This window comes from Candidatus Neomarinimicrobiota bacterium, assembly GCA_034716895.1.
Lineage (GTDB): Bacteria > Fidelibacterota > UBA8477 > UBA8477 > JABMPR01 > JABMPR01.
This window is the reverse complement of sequence record JAYEKW010000007.1, coordinates 1-22,211: the sequence shown is the minus strand read 5'-3', so window position 1 is coordinate 22,211 and position 22,211 is coordinate 1. Positions and strand designations below refer to the sequence as shown.

Below are 22,211 nucleotides of genomic sequence, written 5' to 3'. Positions count from 1 at the left end.
ATCATAATGGTGATGATGCCCGGGCTTTAATCAAGATCGTTGGCACTGATACAACCTTTATGGATGTTATCGGTATTCCTACTGAAGATCCTGGTTCAGGTTGGGATGTTGCCGGCGTTGCTGTTGGTACCCAGAATCATAACCTGGTTCGTAAGGCTGATGTAGAAACCGGTAATGTTGACTGGCTCGCATCTGCCGGTACTGACGTTGATAACTCCGAATGGATCGTCTTCGAGCAGGATTACTGGTATGGCATGGGTTATCACAATGAAGCTTATCCATTGCCGGGTGAATCCTGTGAGCTGGCTTTTGACTATGGTGTTGTAAATGATGCAACCGCCATGGGAGCTATTGACTCTTACGGTGCTGACTGGTACAGTTTCTATAATGATGGCACCTTTGATAATGTCACGGTCTCCTTGTGTGGTACCAGCTTTGACTCCAAACTCGAAGTTTGGGAAGCTTGTGACTCACTGGACTATCTGGCTTTTAATGATGATGCCTGCGGACTACAGTCTGAGATCAGTCTTGATACACTGGCCGCTGGCACTTACTTCGTTAAGGTCTATGGTTATGGTTCCAGTAGTGGTGACTACACTCTGAATGTAATTGGTACCAATGGAATGCCCGACTTTGTGGTTACTTCCATGGAATACTTTGGCCAGGATACCCTCCAGGTCGTGGTTACCAACCAAGGTGAAGCTGATTCTCCAGGTTATTTTGGAACCGATTATCATGGTCTCTATATTGATGGTGATTATTTGGGTTATGTTGCTGTAAATGACGTTGCCTTAGCCGTGGGTGAATCCTATACCTATGACATCATCGGTTTTAACTATGATACTTTTGGAGATGGTGACTATTGGATCCATTTTATGGCTGACGTTGATAATGATGTTGAAGAATCAGATGAAGACAACAATCTTGATTCTCTGCTGATCACTATCGAGTTACCACCCCTGGCTCCAAGACACGTGGTTGCTGAAGCTGGTGAAAACCATGTAACCCTCTATTGGGAAACTGCTGTTTTACCAGAACCAGTACCTGCAGCTCTCTCGAACAGTCTTATCGGTATCAGTGATGAACGCAGCAAACCTGCTGTCACACTGAGTCCTGAGCTGATCGCCAAGCGTGATCTGGTTAGAGGTGATGCTCTACGTGATGCTGGCGATACTTGCGCCGAAGCTGTTGTTGTACTAGGCGACTCAGCCTTTTATTCAGCGCCTTATGCTCCATACTGGTATGCTTATACTGCAACCATAGATGGCTTTTTGACCATCTCATCTGACGGAGCTACTGTTGATACAAAGGTCTATCTCTATGCTGATTGTGATAGTGCCTATATTGCCTATAATGATGACGGTGGCAGTGGTTTATCATCCATTGTAACCATCCCGATCCTTTCAGGTGCTACCTACTATATCGAGTGGACCGATACCTGGAGTGCTAGTGGCTTCGATTGGACCCTGACTGAGAATGCAACTCTACCGATGGCCGATTTGGCTGTTACTGAAATGTACTTCGAAGACGAAGCCGTCTGGGCCGTTGTTGGAAACCTGGGCGACCTTACCGCAGCTGGCGTTTCCTGCCACTGGTATGTTGATGGTGTGGATGTTGGCTATGCCTATACGGCAGGCCTGGAACCTGGCGCTGCCGATACACTGGGGCTGCTTGGTTTTACCTGGGAAAATCTTGGTGCAGGTACCTTCAATGTTGGTATCCTAGTGGATTACTGGTCAAGTGTCGATGAATCTAACGAAGATAACAATACGGATTCAATTGAAGTAACAATTGAAGCTCCGGATTATATGCCAACCTACAATGTTTACCGTGATAGTGTTATGATCGCTGCCGCTTTGGAAGCAGTCAACACGTCGTTTGATGGTGAATATTTGGATATTGCTGTAGTCGCTGATGTTGAGTATACCTATTATGTAACTCAAATATTAGACGATGAAACGGAATCCCTGGGTTCAGAGTCTGTCTCTGCAACACCTTGGGCTCCAGTCATCTTACCGTTCCCTTATACTGAAGATTTCGAGGACTATGTAGATCATAACCTTGAATTCGGTTGGACAGTTGAAGAGATCGGTACACCGGATGGTGGCAACTGGGAAGTTGGAGATAGTACCTATTTCGAAGGCAATGCCTATAACTACTGGCATGTACCCGGCGGAAGTATCTTTGCTGCTATCGATGACGATGGTTTTGGATCAGGTGTGAATGGTAATGAAATACTATGGACACCCTGGTTTGACCTGACAACTGCAGTTGAACCTCAGATCACCTTTAACTATACCGTTCGCGGTGGTAATGGTGGTCAATTTATGGTTCTTAGTGGAGATACCATCTCTGCCATTTACCCGCTGACTGATTCTCCTTCTGAGTGGAGCGGAGCTCTATTCAATCTTGGAGAATATGCTGGTGAACTGATCAAGGTTGGTTTCCATTATGATGATAATGGTGGTTGGGCCTATGGTTTGGCCGTTGATGATATCACCGTCGAGGAAACTCCCCTGCCAGGTACCATCTCAGGTACTGTAGCTGACGGTGATGGAAACGCAATCGGCTATGCCGATGTGCATGTCTATGGCGCGTTTGCTGATGAAGGAACCATGACAGATGTTGCAGGAGCATACACTGTTACTGTTCCTGCTGGAGAATACCAAGTTGACGTTATGCGTGTTAATTATGACATGGCAACTGCAACAGTTATGGTAACCGAAGGTGGCGCAACCGTTCAAGACTTTGTCTTGAATTTCACCTTACCTGCTCCAGAGAACCTGATGGCTTATCCTGAAGAAGCAGATACAACCATCGCCCTTAACTGGGCAGCTCCCATGCCTATGGGTCAGCTGGCTTATGATGATGGCACCTATGAATCCTTCTATTGGGTAAGTAGTACTGGCAGCACATTGGATCATTATTTTGCTGCTCATTTTAAAGCTCCAATTACCCCTGGCTATGCCATCAATGAAGTTGCTATTCTGACGACAGCTGATGATGCTGAATCAGCATTTGAAAATGTCTTTGTAGTCGGTTCAGATACCATGGGTGGTCCTGATTTTGCCAATGTCCTCTGGACAGCTACTGGCAATAATGCAGCAACCTATCCTGAACTTGCCTGGGATTTTTATCCAGTTGGCGTTAACCCAAGTGAGCAGGAATTCTGGGTAGTTATGCAATGGCCTGATGGAAATATGTTCGGACCTTACGTTGCTACTGATATGGATACTTTCATTGGGAACTCGATTTATTCGGCAGAGCCGGATACTTCAGGGAATCCTATTTGGAATGTGATCCCAGGAACATTTGCAGTACGTGCTTATTTGAGCGAGCCTGAAACCGGTCGCTCAGTTGTATTGCATGGTTCTGAAACAACCACCATCGAAAAAGTTGGTTCAGCTATCGCTTTGGATACCAAGCAGGATGTAAGTTTTGCTGGTAGTGTTGAAGCACCTGCCATAACCAATCTTAGTCGTGAACTACTCAACTACAACGTGTATAGATCGCTTGACCCAATGGTCTTTAGTGATATCTATGCCACCGCTGCAGGCGAATCGTTCAATGATGATGGTTTTGATTTTGATACAGAGTATTTCTATGCAGTTAGCGCTGTATATGATGAAGGTGAATCAGAAAAATCAAATACAGCTGGTTTTACTTATTTCTCGCCTCTGTTCCTCAATCACTACGAATCCTTCACGTATCCAGATGAAACACCACTGGCTGACATTGGTTGGGTAACCGACGATGGAGCCGGTAACGTCGCTGCTAACTTTGGTATCGAAGACGAAATGCTACATTTCGATTGGTCACCAACAGCGACTGATTTCTATCAGACTGTAACTTCACCTATCGCTGATTTTACAGCAGCCACTCAGGCTAGGATCGGTTATTATCTGTATTTTGATGATTATTCTGATTCAGATAATGGCACCTTGGACTTCTGGGCTTCATTATCCAATGATGGCTTCTTAACAGAACATGTCCTGGTTGCCCACAATGATTCGATCTTTGGTAATATCGAAGAATACATGCTCCATGATGTATCTGATATTGTGATGGGATCCGGTGGATGGCAGTTACGCTTTACGGTTACTGGTGCCACCTCATTTACCCTGGATCATCTCTGGGTTGATGATGTTATCGTTGAATCAGATGTCAATATGGGTCCTGCAGACTTTGATCTGTTGACTCCTGGTGATGCAGATCAGGTCGTTATCACAACCGCAAATGTTGCTAATGGTGCCCTGGCTTTTACCTGGGAATCTGCTGGAACTGACATGCGCTACGGTGTCGAGCTATCTGGTAGTCTGGGAACGATCGTGGTTCCTTTCGATACATCGGCCACTGAAGTTGTGATTCCTTATGCAGTACTCGATGCCGCCTTTGATCTGGCTGGCAGCGATTTTGTTGAAGGAACCTGGGATATATTCGCCTATAATGATCTTGGTATGGTTTACGCTTCCAATGGACCATTCGCACTGACCATCGGTACCACCGTTGGTACAGACGAAATGTTTATTCCAGAAGTATATGACCTGTTCCAGAATTATCCGAATCCGTTCAACCCTGTAACTTCAATAACCTATGACATTCCTGAAGCTGCACAGGTGCGTTTGGTTGTCTACGATCTTCTTGGACAACCGGTAAGAGTTCTTGTTAACGATTACCAGAACGCCCGCCGTTATCAACTGGAATGGAATGGTCTATCTGATGTTGGTCTACCGCTATCTTCCGGTATTTACATCTACCGTCTAGAGACCGATGCCTTCGTCAAAACCATGAAGATGATGTATCTGAAATAAACTACATCTCTCCATAATACTGCAAACAGCCCCTTTTCGGGGCTGTTTGCTTTTATAGCCCTCCTGTTTTCGGAGAACCTTATGCCAATTTTATAATAACCGCTTTGTGTCTTCGCGAGGAAGTGTAACGACCGCGGCGATCCACCTGCGCATCTGCTGCGATGGATAAATCTCCTGCCTCATTTGCCTTTATCCCAATTGATCCAAATCAATTAGTCACACATGATTGGCAAATATTGGTTGGTTTGTCCCAGACCCCTAACTATTTTCAGCCCGTGAAATTATTCAAGGTCATAGTCGTCATAGGAATGTTTATCTCAAGCGTGATCGGTGGAGCAACGCTCACTGGTTTTGCCGGATACTCAGATGATGCCCGTATCATCATCCAGTGGAATACATCCATGGAGCAAAATGTGGCCGGCTTTGAAATACAACGCAGTACAGATGATGGGCGCACCTTTTTTGAGATCGGCTATCTCCATGCTCAAGGGCAGGGCAGTGGCTATACCTTCATTGATGATTCAATTATTGCCAAGGTATCTGGCCGCAAGTACACCTACCGTCTAAAGATTCGTAATATGGATGGCAGTTCTGAATTAAGCGAGATTATCGAAGTTGAATCCCAACTTGCTGTTGTCAACCACACCTGGGGTTCTTTGAAAGCTCTGTTTAAATAAACCGCTGCTCAAAAGTTGCAATTGTTTAGAGTCCGCTTATAAGCGGATTTTTTATTTATCGCCGAGCTGAAAACTTCATTGCAATTGATACTTACCCCAGGCTTCAGCCTGGGGGTTATAAAAATATTAAAAAAGAGGGCTTTAGCCCAACAATACGGGGCTAAAGCCAAAGGAAACAGTAGGTTATCATACCCACAAGCTAAAGCATGGGGTAAGCGTTGTCCCTAGTCTCACACAGCCTCTGAAGTCGTGGGCTTCTCCCCAGGCAATTAATTTGCGGATAAATTCCCCGTCCCTAATGACATTCCAAAATAGTCCGTGTAGGTTCGATCAAATATAGATAACCGTTAAAAAGGGTAAACAATCCATAACCGATCACCGAAAGTGAGGCGATCTGAGTCATGATGTGTCTGAACTTGAGCTGTTTGAATAGACCCACAAAAAAGCCCAACCCGAATAGAGCCGGAATGGTACTTATACCGAAAATAAACATGACCAGGGCACCATACACCGGGCTGGCAGTACTGGCAGCTGTAATGGCAAAGAAATAGACGAAACCACAGGGGAGTAGACCATTGAGCATACCCAGCAGATAAAATCCGAACAGGGAGTTACTCTTCAGCAAAGATCGAAAATTATCCCGATACCATTTTGATCGGGAAAATGAAGTTTCCAGTCCGGTTAGAAAATGAAGTTTTCCCATTAATGATAGACCAGCCAGGATCATGGCTATCCCGGCAATGATCCAAAGTACACCGTTGGTTGTGTTATTAAAAACCACCACACCGCCCAGCAGACCGAATGCAGCTCCCAATACACTATAAGTTGTAACCCGACCGAATGAATAGAGCAAATGAGCAACTGCCTGAGCTCCCTTACCACGCTCTTTTTCCATGGCAACAGTCGAGTAGGCAATGACGATTCCACCACACATACCAATGCAGTGTCCAAAAGAACCAAGAAAGGCGATGGTGATCACCGACAGGATATCTACTGCTTCCATTATTCTCCTATGAGTTGTTTACGAATAGCCGGATTAGCAATGGTTTCTCCCCTGAGCATATAGCGCTGCATTGTCTCAAAATCAATCAGACCTGGTCGATTGGTTTGATAAGCTCCAAATCCATATAGCATGGGTGTTTCATCAGTACGACTATACCAGGCCTGCCGACCATCGATCCAATCACCATTGTCCAGAGCATGCACCCAGATCACTGCTTCATCTTGAAAGGGTTTTGTCTTGAGCCAGGCTGCCATACCACCATGATCATGAAAGAACCAGGTTTTTCCATTGGGAGCAACAACCTGTGAGGCAAATGCCAGATCATCAATAACCATCCCACATTCGCTATCCTGAAACTGACTCAGAGCCATCTCGATGGGCCGTTTGGTCGTATTCCCTTCATATACCACAGTCATCTGCTGTAGATTACCCAGTGCAATAAACATCACACCAATAATAGTGATCAAAATCAGAACGATAATAATTGGTGCGGCAAACTTCATTTGGTACTATAAATACTTATCTCAGCAATGTCATTTTCCGGGTATTCGCAAAATCCCCGGATTCCACTCTGTAGAAGTAAATCCCACTATCCACCACTGAACCGTCTATCCCAAGTCCATCCCAGCTATATGAATGCTGTCCAGCCTGTAAGGGACCATCCATCAATACTCTGACCAGTCCTCCATTCAGATTATAAATAGACACCCGCACTGGTGCTGCCAGAGGCATTTCAAACCGGATTCTTGTCAGGGGATTGAACGGGTTCGGGTAGTTCTGGTGCAGGACCCAATACTTTGGTAAGGTGGGATCCACGTTCACCAGATCCGGATCTGCGGTTATCGTGACGGTGACCTGTGCATGAGCGGCCAGATCAAGGGATACAGTGCAGATATCTACTGCCTCAAGATGAATAACCTGTTCCAGAGAGCCATTCTCAACGGAATACCAATGTTCGCCCGCAGGCATATTGAACTTGACCCGGGCTTGTTCAAATTCCAGATCATGATTATTGATGATGACTGCCGAAACAGTATCAGCTCCTCCATCATTAGCTTGATCGTATGCTACTGAAAGGCTTTGTGACTGAGGCCATGTCGCATAAACAGTTTCTTCGGCCTGAACGTTACCATCTGCCACCCTGATCACCCGGTAACTGCGATTATCATCACAAACCGCCGCAGTTGAAAGATTGTAGGGATGCTGCATAATGTCACCGGAGTTTTGATGGGTATGTCCCCACAAGGCCATGTCTACTCCCAAAGCAGACAGGTCCAGATCATCTGAAAAATCATAGTGGTAGAACATGACTTTGGTTTGACTAGCAGATGCAGCAGCCAGATCAGCATTCAACCATTGCAGCTGAGTGGGAATAAAACTTTCCCCACCATAAATATCCCAGCTGTATCCATCATAATTGATGTAAGCTTCCATCCCAATAAAATGAACGGAACCATAATCAAAACTGTAGTCCTGAGTGTAATCCAGATCCGCTTCCGGTGGGTTGCTCAGCCAATGCCAGCCAAAAAAGCGCCACCAGTTCCAGCGCGATGTACCTTGCGGAGGCGGTGTGGCGTCCCAGCCACCCAGATCGTGATTGCCCGATACCAGATAAAGCGGCACATCCAGTTCTGCCAACAGACGCTGTGCTTTTGTAAAATTACGACGAGTTTCAAAATCTTCCAGTTCACCCTCGTTGATCAGATCTCCAGTCAAGAGTACGAATTCGGGATTTATGAGATTGATATCGTTGATTACCTCCCGTAGATCCACCATCTCCGATGTATCCCCAACTGACTCAGGGTTTTCATAGAAATAATGGGTCGCTAGATGCGTATCAGTGATATGAATAAAGTTGTATTCGGTTTTTATTTCCCGGATCAGTTGCACACTGTTTTGAGTAATGTCATCCAGACCGCTTGCCGTAACCTGCAGATCATAAAGCTCAAAATAGTCTGGTTCCGGGATCAAAAATTCCAGAAACCAACGATTTAGAGCTGTGTCATAACTGACGGATATCAGTCCCAGGGCAACTGACACAGAGTTGTATTGTAATTCAGCTGACCATTCAATGGTTGACTCAGGTGCCAGACAGATCACCTCCAGGATATCCCCGGGAGTCACAATGGCTGGAATATTTTGAAGGGGGCGCTGAATGACAGTCAAAGTATCCCCGATGGGTTCATTCGAGATCAAGATGCTGATCTCACCATCAGAAATATAGGGAACGGCATTTCCATTTACACTGGCAGAAGTAAAGTTTAGCGGTGTTACCCCTGTGGCATTTGGTATGAAACGCAGGTTTAGCAAAGTACCCATATCAGGCAGACCAAACTGTCCAGAAAACACCAGATCAATCGATCCTGGAGTTGAGTTATCAGTGATCAGTCCATTCTCTGTCAACGTGCCTTCCTGAGCAAGGCCGGTATACTGAACCACAGCGGGATTATAACTGAGCGCAATATTAAAGCTCAAAATTTCAGTAGTAGTGCCAATCAAAGCCACCTGAATCGGCAACTGAAACTCAGCAACATCACTCACAGTGGTACTGCCTGCGGAGACAATAAAAGCGCCCGCTTGAGATTGCAAATCAGCCAGTCCGCGAGGATGTAACCTGAACTCTCCCCAGGAATAAAAAACCACACCAATGATTGACGAAAAGGGATAGGCGGTCATCAATTCAATATTTTCATCTGCAAAATTATAGATCCCGTTACTGATAATGCAGTCACCGCTACCATCATTTACTCGCCACTCATCATAACCGTCAAAAGCTTCTGTAACACCAACGTCGGTAATTTCAACCAGGACAGATTCATAGGCTTCCTCGGTCGCCAGATCATGGGTGGAAATATGAACTGGTGCAGGTATTGGATTGCCGGAACTGATAGTCTCGTAACTGGTAAGATTCTTTAACTCGGTGATTCCATAATATTCATAAACCAGCCCCTGGATATGAATACTATCACCCAAAACCGGGTTGTGATCATTATCATAAATAAAAATGCCGTTCCAGGCTCCCCCTGCGCTACTGGAAATAAAGTAACGCCCATTGCCATAATCAGTAGCGGTTACAATACCACCGGTTGTCACGGTCTGTCCATCAAACAGTGAGGGGTAAGTACCATCATCAGCAACGGTGGTAAACTGAATGTCATAAATGCTCACATCTGCTATTATCAGCAGGGGGCAAAGGAACAGAAGCAGGGTGAACAACAGAGATTTAGGGCCTAAATTCGGGTTGATTTTCATTTGGGTGTTCTCCATTTTCGCGGTGCCCCCAAAGCAATTTCAATTGTCGGTGTCGTAATCGAATTCCGTTGAAAGACGATAACGCATGATCCGGTCATTTTGGGTGTCTGCTATATAGACGATTCCCGTGGCATCAATTGCAACACTGCGGGGAGCCTGTAGGATATCCGCCACTTCAACCTGAAATGTAGTGTCTCGTTCTACCACCTGATATTCAGAACCGATCAGGATCGAATCCATGATGGTGGAATCAACAAATACTCGGCTGACCCCAATATTAAACATAAAACCACCGCTTGAAGAGAATTGCTGAACCAGATCATGACCCGTATCAGCTACGTAAATATTACCGAGCTGATCCAGACAAACGTCAGAGGCATGATCATAACGCTCGATCTCCATGATGTCATCAACACCATACTCAAACCCACTGTTACCACCCACTTTATGAACACTGAAATTTTCACCCCATTGCGCGTAGTAAAGTGCCCCACTCTTATCATGGGTCATGCCGCGGGGGTCATTTACAGTACCGTTACCGGTGCCAGTTGATACGGTGCGTTCGGTCATTGTACCGCGATAGACCAGAACCTCATCACCGGTACCAGTCATTAATAATGCCGCTGGCACATAAGTCAAACCCAGAATAGAATTGGAGTAGGCGTCGGCGACCAGACACAGATCCCCATTACTGCTTACACCAGTGACCCGAACAGAGTCAGGATCGATGTAATACCGCTCGATCTGGTGTGCCTCAAGGCTGTCACCGGCATCCCAGAATAATCGAGGAGCCAACCATTGTTCCAGACCCTGATCAGACCACTCAACATCATTAATGGTCCAGCCCTCAGCTTGAAGTGTTCCGATTGAATCATAGTCAGCGACCCATAACATCTCTGCCATTGGAGAACGCATCTGGATCGATACAGCTATGGAATCAACACCCACATTGTTCAAATATTGATTCCAGACCACCAGGCGATTACTGCTATCAGCGACAAACAAGTTGAGTCTATCATCCTGAGCGATGGCCATCGGTGTAATAAAAGCACCTGCAGGATCTGTCATATTTGTGAGCGCTGTAAAGTCATTTCCAAATGCATCGATCAGAACCTCTGACCCGGCAGCACTGATCACATGGATATTTGAATGGTCGTGATCCGCCACAAAAAGATAACCATCCGCCCCGACGATCACATCCCAGGGGCTGGAGAACACATAACCATTACTGGCATCCCAATCAGGGCTGATCCGAATGTAGGTCGTATCATTGGCGCCGGAAATGGGAGTGTCAGTCTGGATTGCAGTAGGTAGCTCAACCTTTACCCCACAACCAACCAAAAATAGTATGGCAAGTATAACGTGGGCGCGAATGCTGATCTTGAAGAAATTACAAAATAAGCTCGGAATCATTTCGGTGGACTCAATATGACACTCTTCGTCTCTGCGAGAAACAGTTCTTTCAGTTGCTGTCAACATCAGAATGACCATCCCAGGCTTAGATGCTCCGAGCGATTCAAATCTGCCATATCAGCGTAAGAATAATCAAAGGAGAACCCGGACCATCGTAAACCGATCCCGGCTGACCAGGAGCGCGTCTCATTTCCAAAGGTATTGCCACCACGGAGATAGAGCAGGCTTCCCAAACCATATTCCACCCCAAAAGTGATGCTCTCAGCATTGTCCACGGGATGATTCAACTGGATGGAAGTTGTTAATTCCTGACCTTTGGATTGGAGCCATTCATGGGCGATCCCCAGTCGGAAAATAGTGGGCGGTGCAAAGGCTTCGTATTCGATTTCCAGACTATCACTATTGAGGTAAACCCCACCAGGTCGGGCCGGGCTGCCAAAGTTTAACAGCGCCACCGCAAACCGAAGATCCTGATAACCCGTGCGATAAAAAGTACCCAGATCCAATAAAATGCTGCGCATGGATAGCTCTGCCAGTTGCTCTTCCACCAGTTTGGTTGTTAATCCAAATGAAAACCGATCGGTCATGCGTAGGGCATAGGTCACCCCCAGCAGCATATCACCATAATTGAAATATTCACCGGTTCCATCAGGGTGGTATTCAGTGGTGATCTCTGTGGGTGGTGCATGGAGGGCTAAGGCGCTTAATCCCAGATGATGAATACCGCCAAATTTCCAAACCCCGGCAAAACTGCTTAGTTGGAAATCAGCGATCCAGCGACTTTGATCCACTGTGATACCCACCGTCTGAGTGATCTGAGCTGCTCCCGCCGGATTCCAGAACAAGCTGGTGGCATCGTCCGCAATAGCGGTGTATGCCCCGGACAGGCCATGTGCTCGAGCACCGATATCAATCTTTAAGAAGGAGAAGGCTGAAGTACCGACCCGTTGTCCCCCCAAACGCGGAAAAAGATTATTCTGGGCGGTAACGAATTGCACGTTCAAGATTAAAAATAAACCCGCAACCAGGAGTTGTCGAAACCAGACTTTTGCGAAGCCATGTAACTGAAGGACGCTGGACATCAGAACCTCACACTCAAACCAAGGTCGACAGTTCGTGGGGTGTAATAGCGGCCGGGATTATAATTAGGGTCAGGACTGTTAGCATATCCATACGAGAAGATTTCGCCCGGGTCATAGGGCTTACCGGTAAATGAATTAATCATCCGGGGACGTTTTACATTGAACAAATTCTCAATGGTGCAATAGGCTTTCCAGTCCAATGCAGCCATCTTGAAGAACTTATTAAATTTTAGATCTACCGTGGTAATCGGATCGGCCAACAGGGTATAGGGCTTGTCGCTCTGGGGAGTGCCCTCATAGTAGAACTGACCGTCCACTTCACGCAGAGTGATATTTTGCATGGCCGTGTAGCGTCGGCCACTCTCATATTCGATCCGGGCGGAAACACCCCAATCACGGGGTAATCTGAATCCAAAGAGCCTCACATCGTCTTTGCGACCCAGATTGAAATGAAGATTGGTAAACAGGCTGATCGGTTGATCCCAGCGCAGAAAATTCTCACCGAGAGGCTTTTCATCCAGCCGCCCTGCCTCCACCAGTAGATTATCAAGCGGTGTAGAACTTTTACCTGTCGTGATGCTGTAACTCAAGTTGGCATCAGCTGAAAAGAATTTAGCAAAGCGACGTTTAAATTTTACTTCGATCCCTCGGGAACGGGCATAGTCCGCATTGATGAATATCAGATATGATAAATGACCATAACGCGGATTAAACAGGGTCACCCGCTGGCTGGTCTCATAATCGAACATATCCTTGTAGAAAGCCTTCACTTCCAATACTTGATTGGCATCAAACTTGTGTTTGATCCCGATCTCATAAGCCACCGTGGTCTTGGGTTTCAAATTCGGATTCCCGAATAACTGGTAAGTGGCTTCAGCTGAAGCACGTAACTTGGCATAAACATAATTGAAGGTTGGGAGCTGTGAAAAATGACCGTAGTTGAAATACAACACATCAGAATCAGTGACGGGGTGAGATATGCCCAGACGGGGACTCAGGTGTCCCTTGCCTCTGGGACCGTTACCCAATAGTTGAAAAGTTTCATCATAGAATTTGGCTCGAGCGGCATCAGTGATGGTCAGGACACTGCTGTCTGCTACTGCATCTTCCAGATACTGACCGGGAAACCAATAGTCATAGCGTAAACCCAGATTGGCAATCATTCCGTCAAAGGTGATCCGGTCTTGGAAATAGATCGATCCGTAATCCGTGGCTACGTTAAAAAAGTCATAGTTCCGACCAAATCCTGACTCTCCCAACCAAGGTGAATCAATATCGATGACCTGGAGCTCTGATCGTTTGTGATCAAACCCGGTTTTAAAGCTGTGACGCTGCGATGGTTGATAATTCACATCCAGATCCACGGAAAGATTATCAGAATAGTAATCATACCAATCCGGTGCATCTCCATGGTCCCAGAACTCATCGCCATAAGCAATATCGATCCGCCCATCAATACCGGTCTGATAATAATTGATCGGTTCGATATCCGCAGTTTGCTCATATTCGGTCCAATGCTGACCCTGCACAGCAGAATGCAGATTGGTGAAGAAGCGACCCATGGTGATCTCATAAAAAAGTTTTGGTGAAAGAGTATGGGTATAGAGTAAGGTGGTGAGAATGGATTCCTTGGTCAGCGTATTATAGTTGTTCAACAGTTCCTTATAAGCATAAGGGAACCCACTCCGACCCTGGAAACGAGACATGAAATAGCCCTGGTTGATATTCAAAGAACGGTCATACGATACACTGAGCTTTTGCTGATTGTTTATGCGCCAGGTCAATTTATAAAGGGCATGCCAATCATTTTCTTCCCGAATAGTAAGCGGTTTCATCCACTCCTGGGCGGCCACCAGCTTATCAGCCTGGGGCAGGTAGGAGTCATACAGATGCATGTAACCGTTGGCAAAGAAACTAAATTTCCCCGGAATTTTAAGACCAATACGCTTCAATATGCTGGAGAGGGGATCCGGACCACTTAAAGTGAATTCCAGGCGATCTTTGTTAAAACTATCCCAGGGCAGTTCGGTCAGACCGAAATTGTCACTGGAGTAGGCTAGAGTTCCGTGGTAATTCTGGGAACCCTCCTTGATCCTGATATTAATGATGCCGGACATGGCTTGACCGTATTCAGCATTAAAACCACCCGTTATCACCTCAAGTTCTTCGATGGCATCTACATTCACATACAGATTATTGGAGTACCCGGAGAGAGGATCCTTTACAGACATGCCATCCACGATGAACATGGATTCATCTACCCGACCGCCCCGGACGTGGATCTCATTATCCTGAGAGGTGATCCCAGCCTGCTCAGCCAGAATATCTGCCACATTATCAACGATGCTTAATTTGAGATCATCCCCGGTAAGTCGCACACTGGAAGCAGTCTGGTCGACCTCGAATAAAGGACGATCTCCCTCAACGACGATTTCCTGACCCAGAGCCAGGGTGGTTTCTTCCAGATCGATCTCAATGTAGGCCGGTTCGGCGATGGTAACCGCGATGCCAGTTCTGAGCACAACTTTATAGCCGATCATGGTAAATTCCAGATCGTAGGTGCCTGGTGACATCCCTGTCAAACGAAAGCGACCCTCCAGATCCGTAGCGCCACCGTAATAGGTTCCTTTCACAATAACATTAACACCTGGCATGGCCATCCCGGCTATTGGATCATTGACTTGACCCTCAATGACACAGGTACCCTGAGCCTCCACAGAAACCACTAAAGCAAACAGCAGCAAAAAGGTCAACACCTGTTTGGTCATTCAAAAACCTCAAAGAGGAGATAGTCCATTACCTGGATAATATTATTATTGGCATTGCACTTATGGAGCGGTAAGCTGAAAAAGATGGATCGACCACTCCCCGATGCCGGTTGGAATAGCTGAGCAATAGGGGGTTGACCAGTCCAGTTTTCGTTACTGTTACGCGGCTCGTCCAAAATAAACAGGTCTTGACTGACCTCACCCTCAAAAAATGTCGTTGGATAATAAGCGCTGACCCGTTTGGAGATCAGGACTGAGGTTTCCAGAGTGAGTTCCGGGATAAAAACCAAGGAGTCAGTTACCGTAGGATCCACAAGATTGATCTGTAAGCCAGGTAACATCCGGCCAGTAGGATCGATGATCCAATTTGAGTCAATACTGGTAAATGTATAGTCCGTATTGATGAAAATACTGGACACAAATACATTGCCTCCGGTTTCAATATAGGTTCTCAGTGCTCCGTCTGCAGCAGGCAGATTTGGGGCTTCAGAGTAGTGATACCAGACCACTGTCTTGAAGTAATTGAACATGGCGATCTGGTCAGCGTTTGTGCCTGGAAGGGCTTTTTCGTCATAACCGATGGTGAAAGTTGAGTAGTTATCTAACCCGGCGAGGGAGTCAAGGATTTCAGTATAGAAACCATGAACGGAGCCGTTATCCAATTTGAAATCATCAATGAGCAGGATATCGCCCACGGGCTCGATCACTTGCCAGCCGTTAGGTGAGTGAGTATCACTGGAGTCGGGGAATTGTAGTAAATTGCTTTCAAAACCGGCAGTATCGATAGCCTGAACATAAAAGGTATGTAATCCGGGCGCGATCCCTGTCAATGTGATGGAAGAAATATCCCGATCCAGATAATGCCAGGTACTGGTGGAATCCAGTTTATAGCGGATGTGATTAATGGTTTCAAGTCCATCAAGATCTGAGACAGACCAGGCAAAGGTTCGCGTTGGAAAGGTGACATGGGTTACATCAGGATTATTACCCGCAGTGGGATTGCTGTTCTGGCTGAATTCGATCTGGGGAGCCGAATTGACAACAGGCGTCCTCAAAATGGCCGGTGAGGGATCCAGATCGCCACTATTGTCTTCTGCTTTGACCTCGAACAGATATTCATCATAGGCAACTTGTAACGGGAGAAAAAAGGTGTCTGTTTCAGCAGTAGTCCGGGTCCAGTCATCCTGGTAGCTCCAGCGATAATGATAGGCCACGACTTCGCCATCAGGGTCTTCGCCCCACCAGAAAAGAACCTGCTGACTGGTGGATGTATCCGCCAGGTGCAGCGTGATCAGCGTGTCACCCTCCGTGATGATCGTATCCATCAACTCCGGATCAAAGGTGATAAAAATATGAGTCTCAGGCGGTTGATTGGTCAACCCCTCAGATGGTAATTCCTCGAGAAAGGGATTTTTCAGAGAATCACAGGCCACAACCAGCAGTAATACCAATAAAATCCAAAGGGCTGTTCCCAACGGTGTCCGTGATTTCATCTTGGAGTCATTCGTTTTAAGAGTGCAATATGTTAGTTATAAAAGCCTGCTACTCCTGCCCAAGGCAAAGCTCGGGCAGGAATTACAGGATCTTGGTTTACTTCAAATAGGTCATCTTGCCGACTAACTGCTCGGTACCAGCTATCATTCGGTAGAAGTACAGGCCGGATGAAACGGGCTTGCCAGCAGCATTAAGACCCTGCCAGGTCACTTCATAATCACCTGATTGTAAGGGTCGATTCATGAGGGTGACCACATGTTGTCCCCGTTGATTGTAAATGATCAGACGCACGGTTTGAGCTTCAGGGATACTGAAAGCAATGTTTGTGCTGGGGTTGAAGGGGTTGGGATAATTCCCCAGAGCATACCCTTCAGGGACAACCAGATTATCGATGGCATCTGTATTCAGAACCAGATCACTTTCATAGAGGGGAACCAGCTTGTAAGTAGTGGAGTCCTCATAGGAACCATAGTGATGGTAGATCCAACCCCGAACTTCATCAAATACTGAACCTGCTGGTGGCAGGATATAGGTACCAAGACTATCTGAATCATCATCCACATAGACAATTCCACTACCGTCATCCAACGCCATGATATCAAAACCAGTCGGGTTAAGTTCAACAATGGTGGCATCTACTACCTTAACCATCACATTACCCCACTGCTCGGCTGTTGTGGGCCAACGCAGGTCACCAGTAGCCACAACAGGTACTTCAGGAACCGGAACATCAAAGTTGATCAATTCGATCTCCTGAGTAATCCAAAGCTCAGTCATGGCTGAAGAACCGGCACTACCAGGAGTGGTGAACTCCATGATACGCCCGGATATCTCGATCATGTCTCCCTCAAACAATACAGGAAAGGCTGAAGAATCAGGGTGATAGCTCAAAATGGATGACCAGGGGCCTCCGTTTACATCCTGCAGGATGAATTTGATGCCATTGCCGGCATAGGACAGACCTGTTGGCATCGTTACAATACCTTGAACAGTAACGATGGTTGTATCGGTCCAGCCCTCGTGATAGTAGGAGGTGTCAGCAAAATAGATGCTGCTGTCCAAAGCATCATAATGCGGCATAATATCAGAATAATTAACCTGCTGAATAGCCTGGATCCGGGTTAGGCCATCATTTGTCTGAATGTCACGAGCCAGACGTGGCAGCAGTTTAAAGGCACCCCAGGAGTAGTCCAATACGCCGACTACAGAAGCCAATGCTTCATCCTGAACAGGTGTGTAAAAATAGTCCGCTTTATCATCAAGGACCAGTTCGTTGGTGCCGTCGGTAACGCTCCACTCACCATAACCAAGATCAGGATTAGAGACAGCCACACCCTGGATCTCGATCAAGCAACCTTCATAAGGCTCCATGTCGGCTTGCAAAGTAACCACCAGCGGTTCTACAATATTTCCGGAACTCAGGATTTCAAACTCAGTGACATCAACCATCTCAGTCAGATCATAATACTCGGTGACCGTACCGGTCAGGCGAATTTCATCACCTTCGACCACGGCACGACCAACGTCGTAGACCATGATACCGGAATAGGCAGCCTGGGCATCCTGAATATAAAAGTAGTGCAGATCATCTTCAGGATAGAAGGCATAGGGCTCAGCGGTAACAATACCCTCAATGGTAACACTTGTGCCGCTTGGTACCGTGCCATCCTGTAGTGAGGCAATGGGTGTGATATCTCCACCATAAACCAGATAGGTCATCTCATTTGAAGTACTCACACCACCCAGATCATCAGTAGCACTGATCGTATAGATCACAACCGCGTTGGCTACCTGAGCCGGGATCACACCAGCATAACTATCATTTTCGCCAGGTATCATGACAACTACCATTTCAACACCGGCGTTCACCGTATAGTTCAACGATGCAGAAGCCACGCTGCTATTATCAACAATGACGGCAGAGATCGTTACATCATCTGTGGGAGTCGGACTGGCAGGATCCTGGCTGATATCTGTGATCTGAGGTGTGGGATCACCAATCTGTTCAAAGTCAGTATAAAATCGGGGAAAAACCTGATAGCCCTCATCGTAGGGATCAGTACTGTCGTATTGTCCGATGATGGATTGAAGATTAAAGTAACCCATGATCTGATCGTTTTCATCAACATCGGTGTCTTTGTCAATACGCATGGTCATGGTTTCACCTGAAGGATCAGAGATGGTCATGTTCGCGTTGTTTCCTGAGGTTGGCCAGGCATCTCCACCTATAATTGTCGCACTGTCTACCCGGACCAGTTCCGCTTCATAAGCTTCTCCGTCAGCCAGGATCTCAGCAATGGTCAAGACCTGAAAAGCAGGCAGGTCATTACCGCTGGTTTCAACAACAACATCAGTTGGGCTGGCTGGTACGATCTCAAATTTTCCGTTATAGGAATCCAGTTCACCGGTGATGGTAACCGCGTCACCAACCAATAACCCAGCATCAAATCCATAAGCATAAACGACAAGAGCAGCTGTAGGATCCTGGACTGTATATTCAGTTCTACTACCGGCGGTTCCAAAGTTACCACTGGTGACAATTCCCTCGATGGTGACAACTTCTCCTTCAGGAGTTTCCCGAGCTTCGGCGATCGTTATGGGGATGACAGCACCCAGTTCAGTGATCCAGGTTCCGATCAAGGCGATCTGATCGGGTGTCAAACTACCGCCAACAGGCATTTGTTGACCATTGGTTCCGTTTCCGGCAACTTTATTATAGAGCACTGAAAGCGTGGGGTCACCACTAACCACTCGCAGGGCCGGTGCATAATTGGTTGATACCACATCAACCAGGTTGTCGTAGCTTTGGCCAGTAGCTAGATCAAGCCCGGCACTGTTTCCGTGGCAGCCAGTACAGCTTGCGTTAAAAATAGGTTGAATCTGAGTGTCAAAATCCACCGTCTGGGCCGTAACCACTGACAGCAGTAAAATTGACATTAGGTACATACGTTTCATGAGCTTCTCCTTTTTATTCAATGAAACAAAATAAATATTTAGTGCTATCCTAATCGTCGATTTCGTGAAATTGATGTCAAAATATTTTGCCAGTTCGTCTTTGCGAAAAATGAAATGACGAAGCAATTTCTCGTTTCAGATCACCACAATCGTGGAGCCTGTTCTGAGCAAAGTCGAATGATTTATTCACGAAGATATTTATCATTTAATCACCAGAAATTTTCCGACCTGGATTGATTTGGTGTTCTGATCCTCAACGGTGAAAACATACATCCCGGTGGCAACAGGCTCATCATATCTGGTAATCAAGTCCCAGGGATGTTCACCACCGGCCAGGACTGTATTTCCGGCAGGGAGTCGAGCGATATCTCCCCCGGTGTAACTGCTCCCCTGATGATCGATCTCATCAACCAGATCACCGCTTAAGGTGTAAATCCGAATGAATGATCGTTCAGGTAGATTTCGAAACCAGATCAAACGATCCCGCTGTCCGGCCCCGTCCCATTTTGCCTTGACACGGTAAGGATTGGGGTAAACCGTAACCGGCGCATGTTGAATATCACTGGTTGGTGGCGTTCCAGGAATCACACTGATCCGGTTTTCATTTCTGGAACTCTCCAGACTGGCCAACCCGGTATTCTTATCTCCACTATCATACGCTGTGATGGCGTAAACTGCTTGATCGGGCCAGCCGTTCTGGACACCTGTGTTGATCCACTTATAGTGATAGGTGTGACCCTTAATCTGAATTGGTTCTGGAAGCCCTTGCTCATTCATGATCTCTATCAGGTTAAATCCTGTGTCATAACCAAATTCATCGCCAACCAGGTCGAATTCAGCCAGTAAGGAATATTGATTGGTGTTACCGCTGGTTTTAGCGCTACCATAGATCCGGTAACCGGCAAAATCATGTTTACGTGAGACAGGATCCAAAACAGTTTCCGGAATATTATCCCAATAAAGGGTCACTTGTTGATCGGCGGCAATCACTGTCAGGGCTGGTGAGGGTGGAGGTTCGGGCACGATATAACGATCAAGAATACCATTGATGTTCAGATCTTCTCCAGGATCCAAGATAGAGTTCCCGTTGATATCCTCTCCGTTGAAAGCTTTTTGAGCCCAGTCAGCATTCTTGATCAGATCCAGACGACGATCCCCATCATTACTGGATCCTTGATGGGACCAGGGGGCACCCAGCACAGCAAAAACCACGTTTACAGATTCGCCTACAGGCAGGATAAAGCCATCGTTTTCAGGAAGCGTTCCAAAAGGTCCAGCAGATACCAGCATCATCCAGGAGTTTGGTAAATCCAGCCAGGGATCATCAGGATATTTATTTCCAAAATCCGAACTGTAAAAAGGGGAGCTGGAAAGCTTATCATAGCGTTCTTCATCTGAGATAGGCATATTGAATTCAGGAATATCCTGGTTTTCCGGACTGTTCCAGCGCCACTGATTGTAGTAGGTATGCCAATCACCCGCTGCATCAGAAGCTGAAATGGATCGGCGGTTGGGACCATAAAGGGTCATGATACCGAAATAGACCCGTGACCAGCCGTCATCCCCGTCATAATCATATTGGTAACCGATATTGCGGGGGTAATTATTGTTGTTATAGGAAGTCTCAAAATGGTTGATGTTGTCATACCAGCTGAAACCACTCCCTGGCTCCCAACGACTCTTGTAGTTCATATTGTTCACGGAACCATCGGCCCAGATCCCAGCGTACAGATTTCTAATATCCCAACCAACATTAAGGGTATCGATTCGGTCACTACGATTGGTGATGGTATAGTCCAGAATGACAAAGGACTCCATAAAAGAATGGCTCCAGGCGTAAGCCTCCAGATGGACCTCAATTCCCAGAGGTTGATGAGTTTCAAAGTTAACGGTCAGATCATTGAAATCGGCCAGTAGATCCTGGTGACTGATGGCATCCAGAGAGAAATAGCTGGCCAGAGGCGAGGTGCCGGCAGATGATATGGAGGAACGGGTCTGGATGGTGTCCCCGGTTGCAGCAGAGGTGGTAAACTCAAAGCCATCCTCCCCGTAGTCAAAAGCGCCATCAACAATAGCAGTGGAAACTCGTGGTAATTGATCAGTACCGCCGATCACTGGTATACCGCCGATCCAGAGACCTCCGTAGCTCATCAGCTCAACCATCTCACGATCGGTTCCGTATTGCTTATAGCGGCAGGAGGGTTGATCCGGGTTATTCCAGCCTTCTCCGATGATGCCAAAATTGGTGACAGTAAGTCCCATTTCACCAACGATTGTATAATTATCGTAGTCGTCGATCTCAGCTTTTTTCAACTGAGCCAAAGCCGGATCAATGAGTCCTGGAATGAGTGAAAATACAATGGCAAATACGGTTATTCGCATTTGGTCAAGATAATGCTTCACCACGTCTGTGGAAGCAAAATCCCATTGCTTATCAATTTCAAATCAGTGTTGAGTAATACCATTATCACAGTGATAAATCAGTAGGCATTTTGAAATATCTTTTCGCCAGGCTTCGCCACGGCAAGCAAAGATATAAAGATGCAAAGTCTTTTTAGCTTGCAAGCTCCCAATGCTCTTCACTTATTTCTCTCGCAGAGTCGCAGAATCGCAGAGTCGCAAAGACGCAGGGTCTTATTAATTCCCCCGCCCCCCCTATACCGCTCCTACTTATTACTTAGGCTCTTCCCCCAAATGCGTACCTGTAGACGAGGATGTTAGGGATATAAGGGTATAGAGGCTGTGTGAAAACTTCA

Annotated in this window: 11 protein-coding genes; 2 read left to right on the top strand and 9 right to left on the bottom strand. The window is 46.5% G+C overall.

Translation table 11 applies throughout. The annotated features are described in order from the left end of the window. The coding region (locus U9Q77_00600; GenBank protein MEA3285860.1) for a CARDB domain-containing protein at positions 1-4,811 on the top strand (4,811 nt) is incomplete at its 5' end. Positions 4,812-4,972: 161 nt separating this feature from the next. Continuing rightward, complete coding sequence (locus tag U9Q77_00595; GenBank protein MEA3285859.1) at positions 4,973-5,488, top strand: hypothetical protein; 516 nt, start codon at positions 4,973-4,975, stop codon at positions 5,486-5,488. A 295-nt stretch (positions 5,489-5,783) separates the two neighbouring features. Here U9Q77_00595 and U9Q77_00590 read toward each other — a convergent pair whose 3' ends face one another. The 9 genes from U9Q77_00590 to U9Q77_00550 all read right to left on the bottom strand — a co-directional run bounded on the left by U9Q77_00590 (position 5,784) and on the right by U9Q77_00550 (position 21,837). After that, complete coding sequence (locus U9Q77_00590) at positions 5,784-6,491, bottom strand: sulfite exporter TauE/SafE family protein (protein ID MEA3285858.1); 708 nt, start codon at positions 6,489-6,491, stop codon at positions 5,784-5,786. Continuing rightward, entirely contained in the window at positions 6,491-6,994 is a 504-nt protein-coding gene (locus U9Q77_00585; GenBank protein MEA3285857.1) for a hypothetical protein, read from the bottom strand. The genes U9Q77_00590 and U9Q77_00585 overlap by 1 nt, the downstream gene beginning before the upstream one ends. A gap of 16 nt (positions 6,995-7,010) precedes the next feature. Further along, complete coding sequence (locus tag U9Q77_00580; GenBank protein MEA3285856.1) at positions 7,011-9,743, bottom strand: metallophosphoesterase; 2,733 nt, start codon at positions 9,741-9,743, stop codon at positions 7,011-7,013. 39 nt (positions 9,744-9,782) lie between these two features. Beyond that, a complete protein-coding gene (locus tag U9Q77_00575) occupies positions 9,783-11,156 on the bottom strand; it encodes a hypothetical protein (GenBank protein MEA3285855.1) in 1,374 nt (457 codons plus the stop codon). A 65-nt stretch (positions 11,157-11,221) separates the two neighbouring features. Beyond that, a complete protein-coding gene (locus tag U9Q77_00570) occupies positions 11,222-12,238 on the bottom strand; it encodes a PorV/PorQ family protein (protein MEA3285854.1) in 1,017 nt (338 codons plus the stop codon). Further along, the gene (locus U9Q77_00565; protein MEA3285853.1) at positions 12,238-15,006 is read right to left on the bottom strand and encodes a TonB-dependent receptor; all 2,769 of its coding nucleotides are present in this window, start codon (positions 15,004-15,006) and stop codon (positions 12,238-12,240) included. Before U9Q77_00565 ends, U9Q77_00570 begins: the two co-directional genes overlap by 1 nt. Continuing rightward, entirely contained in the window at positions 15,003-16,499 is a 1,497-nt protein-coding gene (locus U9Q77_00560) for a hypothetical protein (protein MEA3285852.1), read from the bottom strand. The genes U9Q77_00565 and U9Q77_00560 overlap by 4 nt, the downstream gene beginning before the upstream one ends. 97 nt (positions 16,500-16,596) lie before the next feature. After that, positions 16,597-19,455, bottom strand: a complete 2,859-nt coding sequence (locus U9Q77_00555) for a FlgD immunoglobulin-like domain containing protein (protein MEA3285851.1) — start codon at positions 19,453-19,455, stop codon at positions 16,597-16,599. Positions 19,456-19,656: 201 nt separating this feature from the next. Beyond that, complete coding sequence (locus tag U9Q77_00550) at positions 19,657-21,837, bottom strand: hypothetical protein (GenBank protein MEA3285850.1); 2,181 nt, start codon at positions 21,835-21,837, stop codon at positions 19,657-19,659. Between the last annotated feature and the right edge of the window lie 374 nt (positions 21,838-22,211).

Excerpts from the sequence above, each read along its gene's own strand:
- U9Q77_00595 (MEA3285859.1), top strand. The coding sequence starts at position 4,973 with ATGGATAAATCTCCTGCCTCATTTGCCTTTATCCCAATTGATCCAAAT.
- U9Q77_00590 (MEA3285858.1), bottom strand. The coding sequence starts at position 6,491 with ATGGAAGCAGTAGATATCCTGTCGGTGATCACCATCGCCTTTCTTGGT.
- U9Q77_00585 (MEA3285857.1), bottom strand. The coding sequence starts at position 6,994 with ATGAAGTTTGCCGCACCAATTATTATCGTTCTGATTTTGATCACTATT.
- U9Q77_00580 (MEA3285856.1), bottom strand. The coding sequence starts at position 9,743 with ATGAAAATCAACCCGAATTTAGGCCCTAAATCTCTGTTGTTCACCCTG.
- U9Q77_00575 (MEA3285855.1), bottom strand. The coding sequence starts at position 11,156 with ATGATTCCGAGCTTATTTTGTAATTTCTTCAAGATCAGCATTCGCGCC.
- U9Q77_00570 (MEA3285854.1), bottom strand. The coding sequence starts at position 12,238 with ATGTCCAGCGTCCTTCAGTTACATGGCTTCGCAAAAGTCTGGTTTCGA.
- U9Q77_00565 (MEA3285853.1), bottom strand. The coding sequence starts at position 15,006 with ATGACCAAACAGGTGTTGACCTTTTTGCTGCTGTTTGCTTTAGTGGTT.
- U9Q77_00560 (MEA3285852.1), bottom strand. The coding sequence starts at position 16,499 with ATGAAATCACGGACACCGTTGGGAACAGCCCTTTGGATTTTATTGGTA.
- U9Q77_00555 (MEA3285851.1), bottom strand. The coding sequence starts at position 19,455 with ATGAAACGTATGTACCTAATGTCAATTTTACTGCTGTCAGTGGTTACG.
- U9Q77_00550 (MEA3285850.1), bottom strand. The coding sequence starts at position 21,837 with ATGCGAATAACCGTATTTGCCATTGTATTTTCACTCATTCCAGGACTC.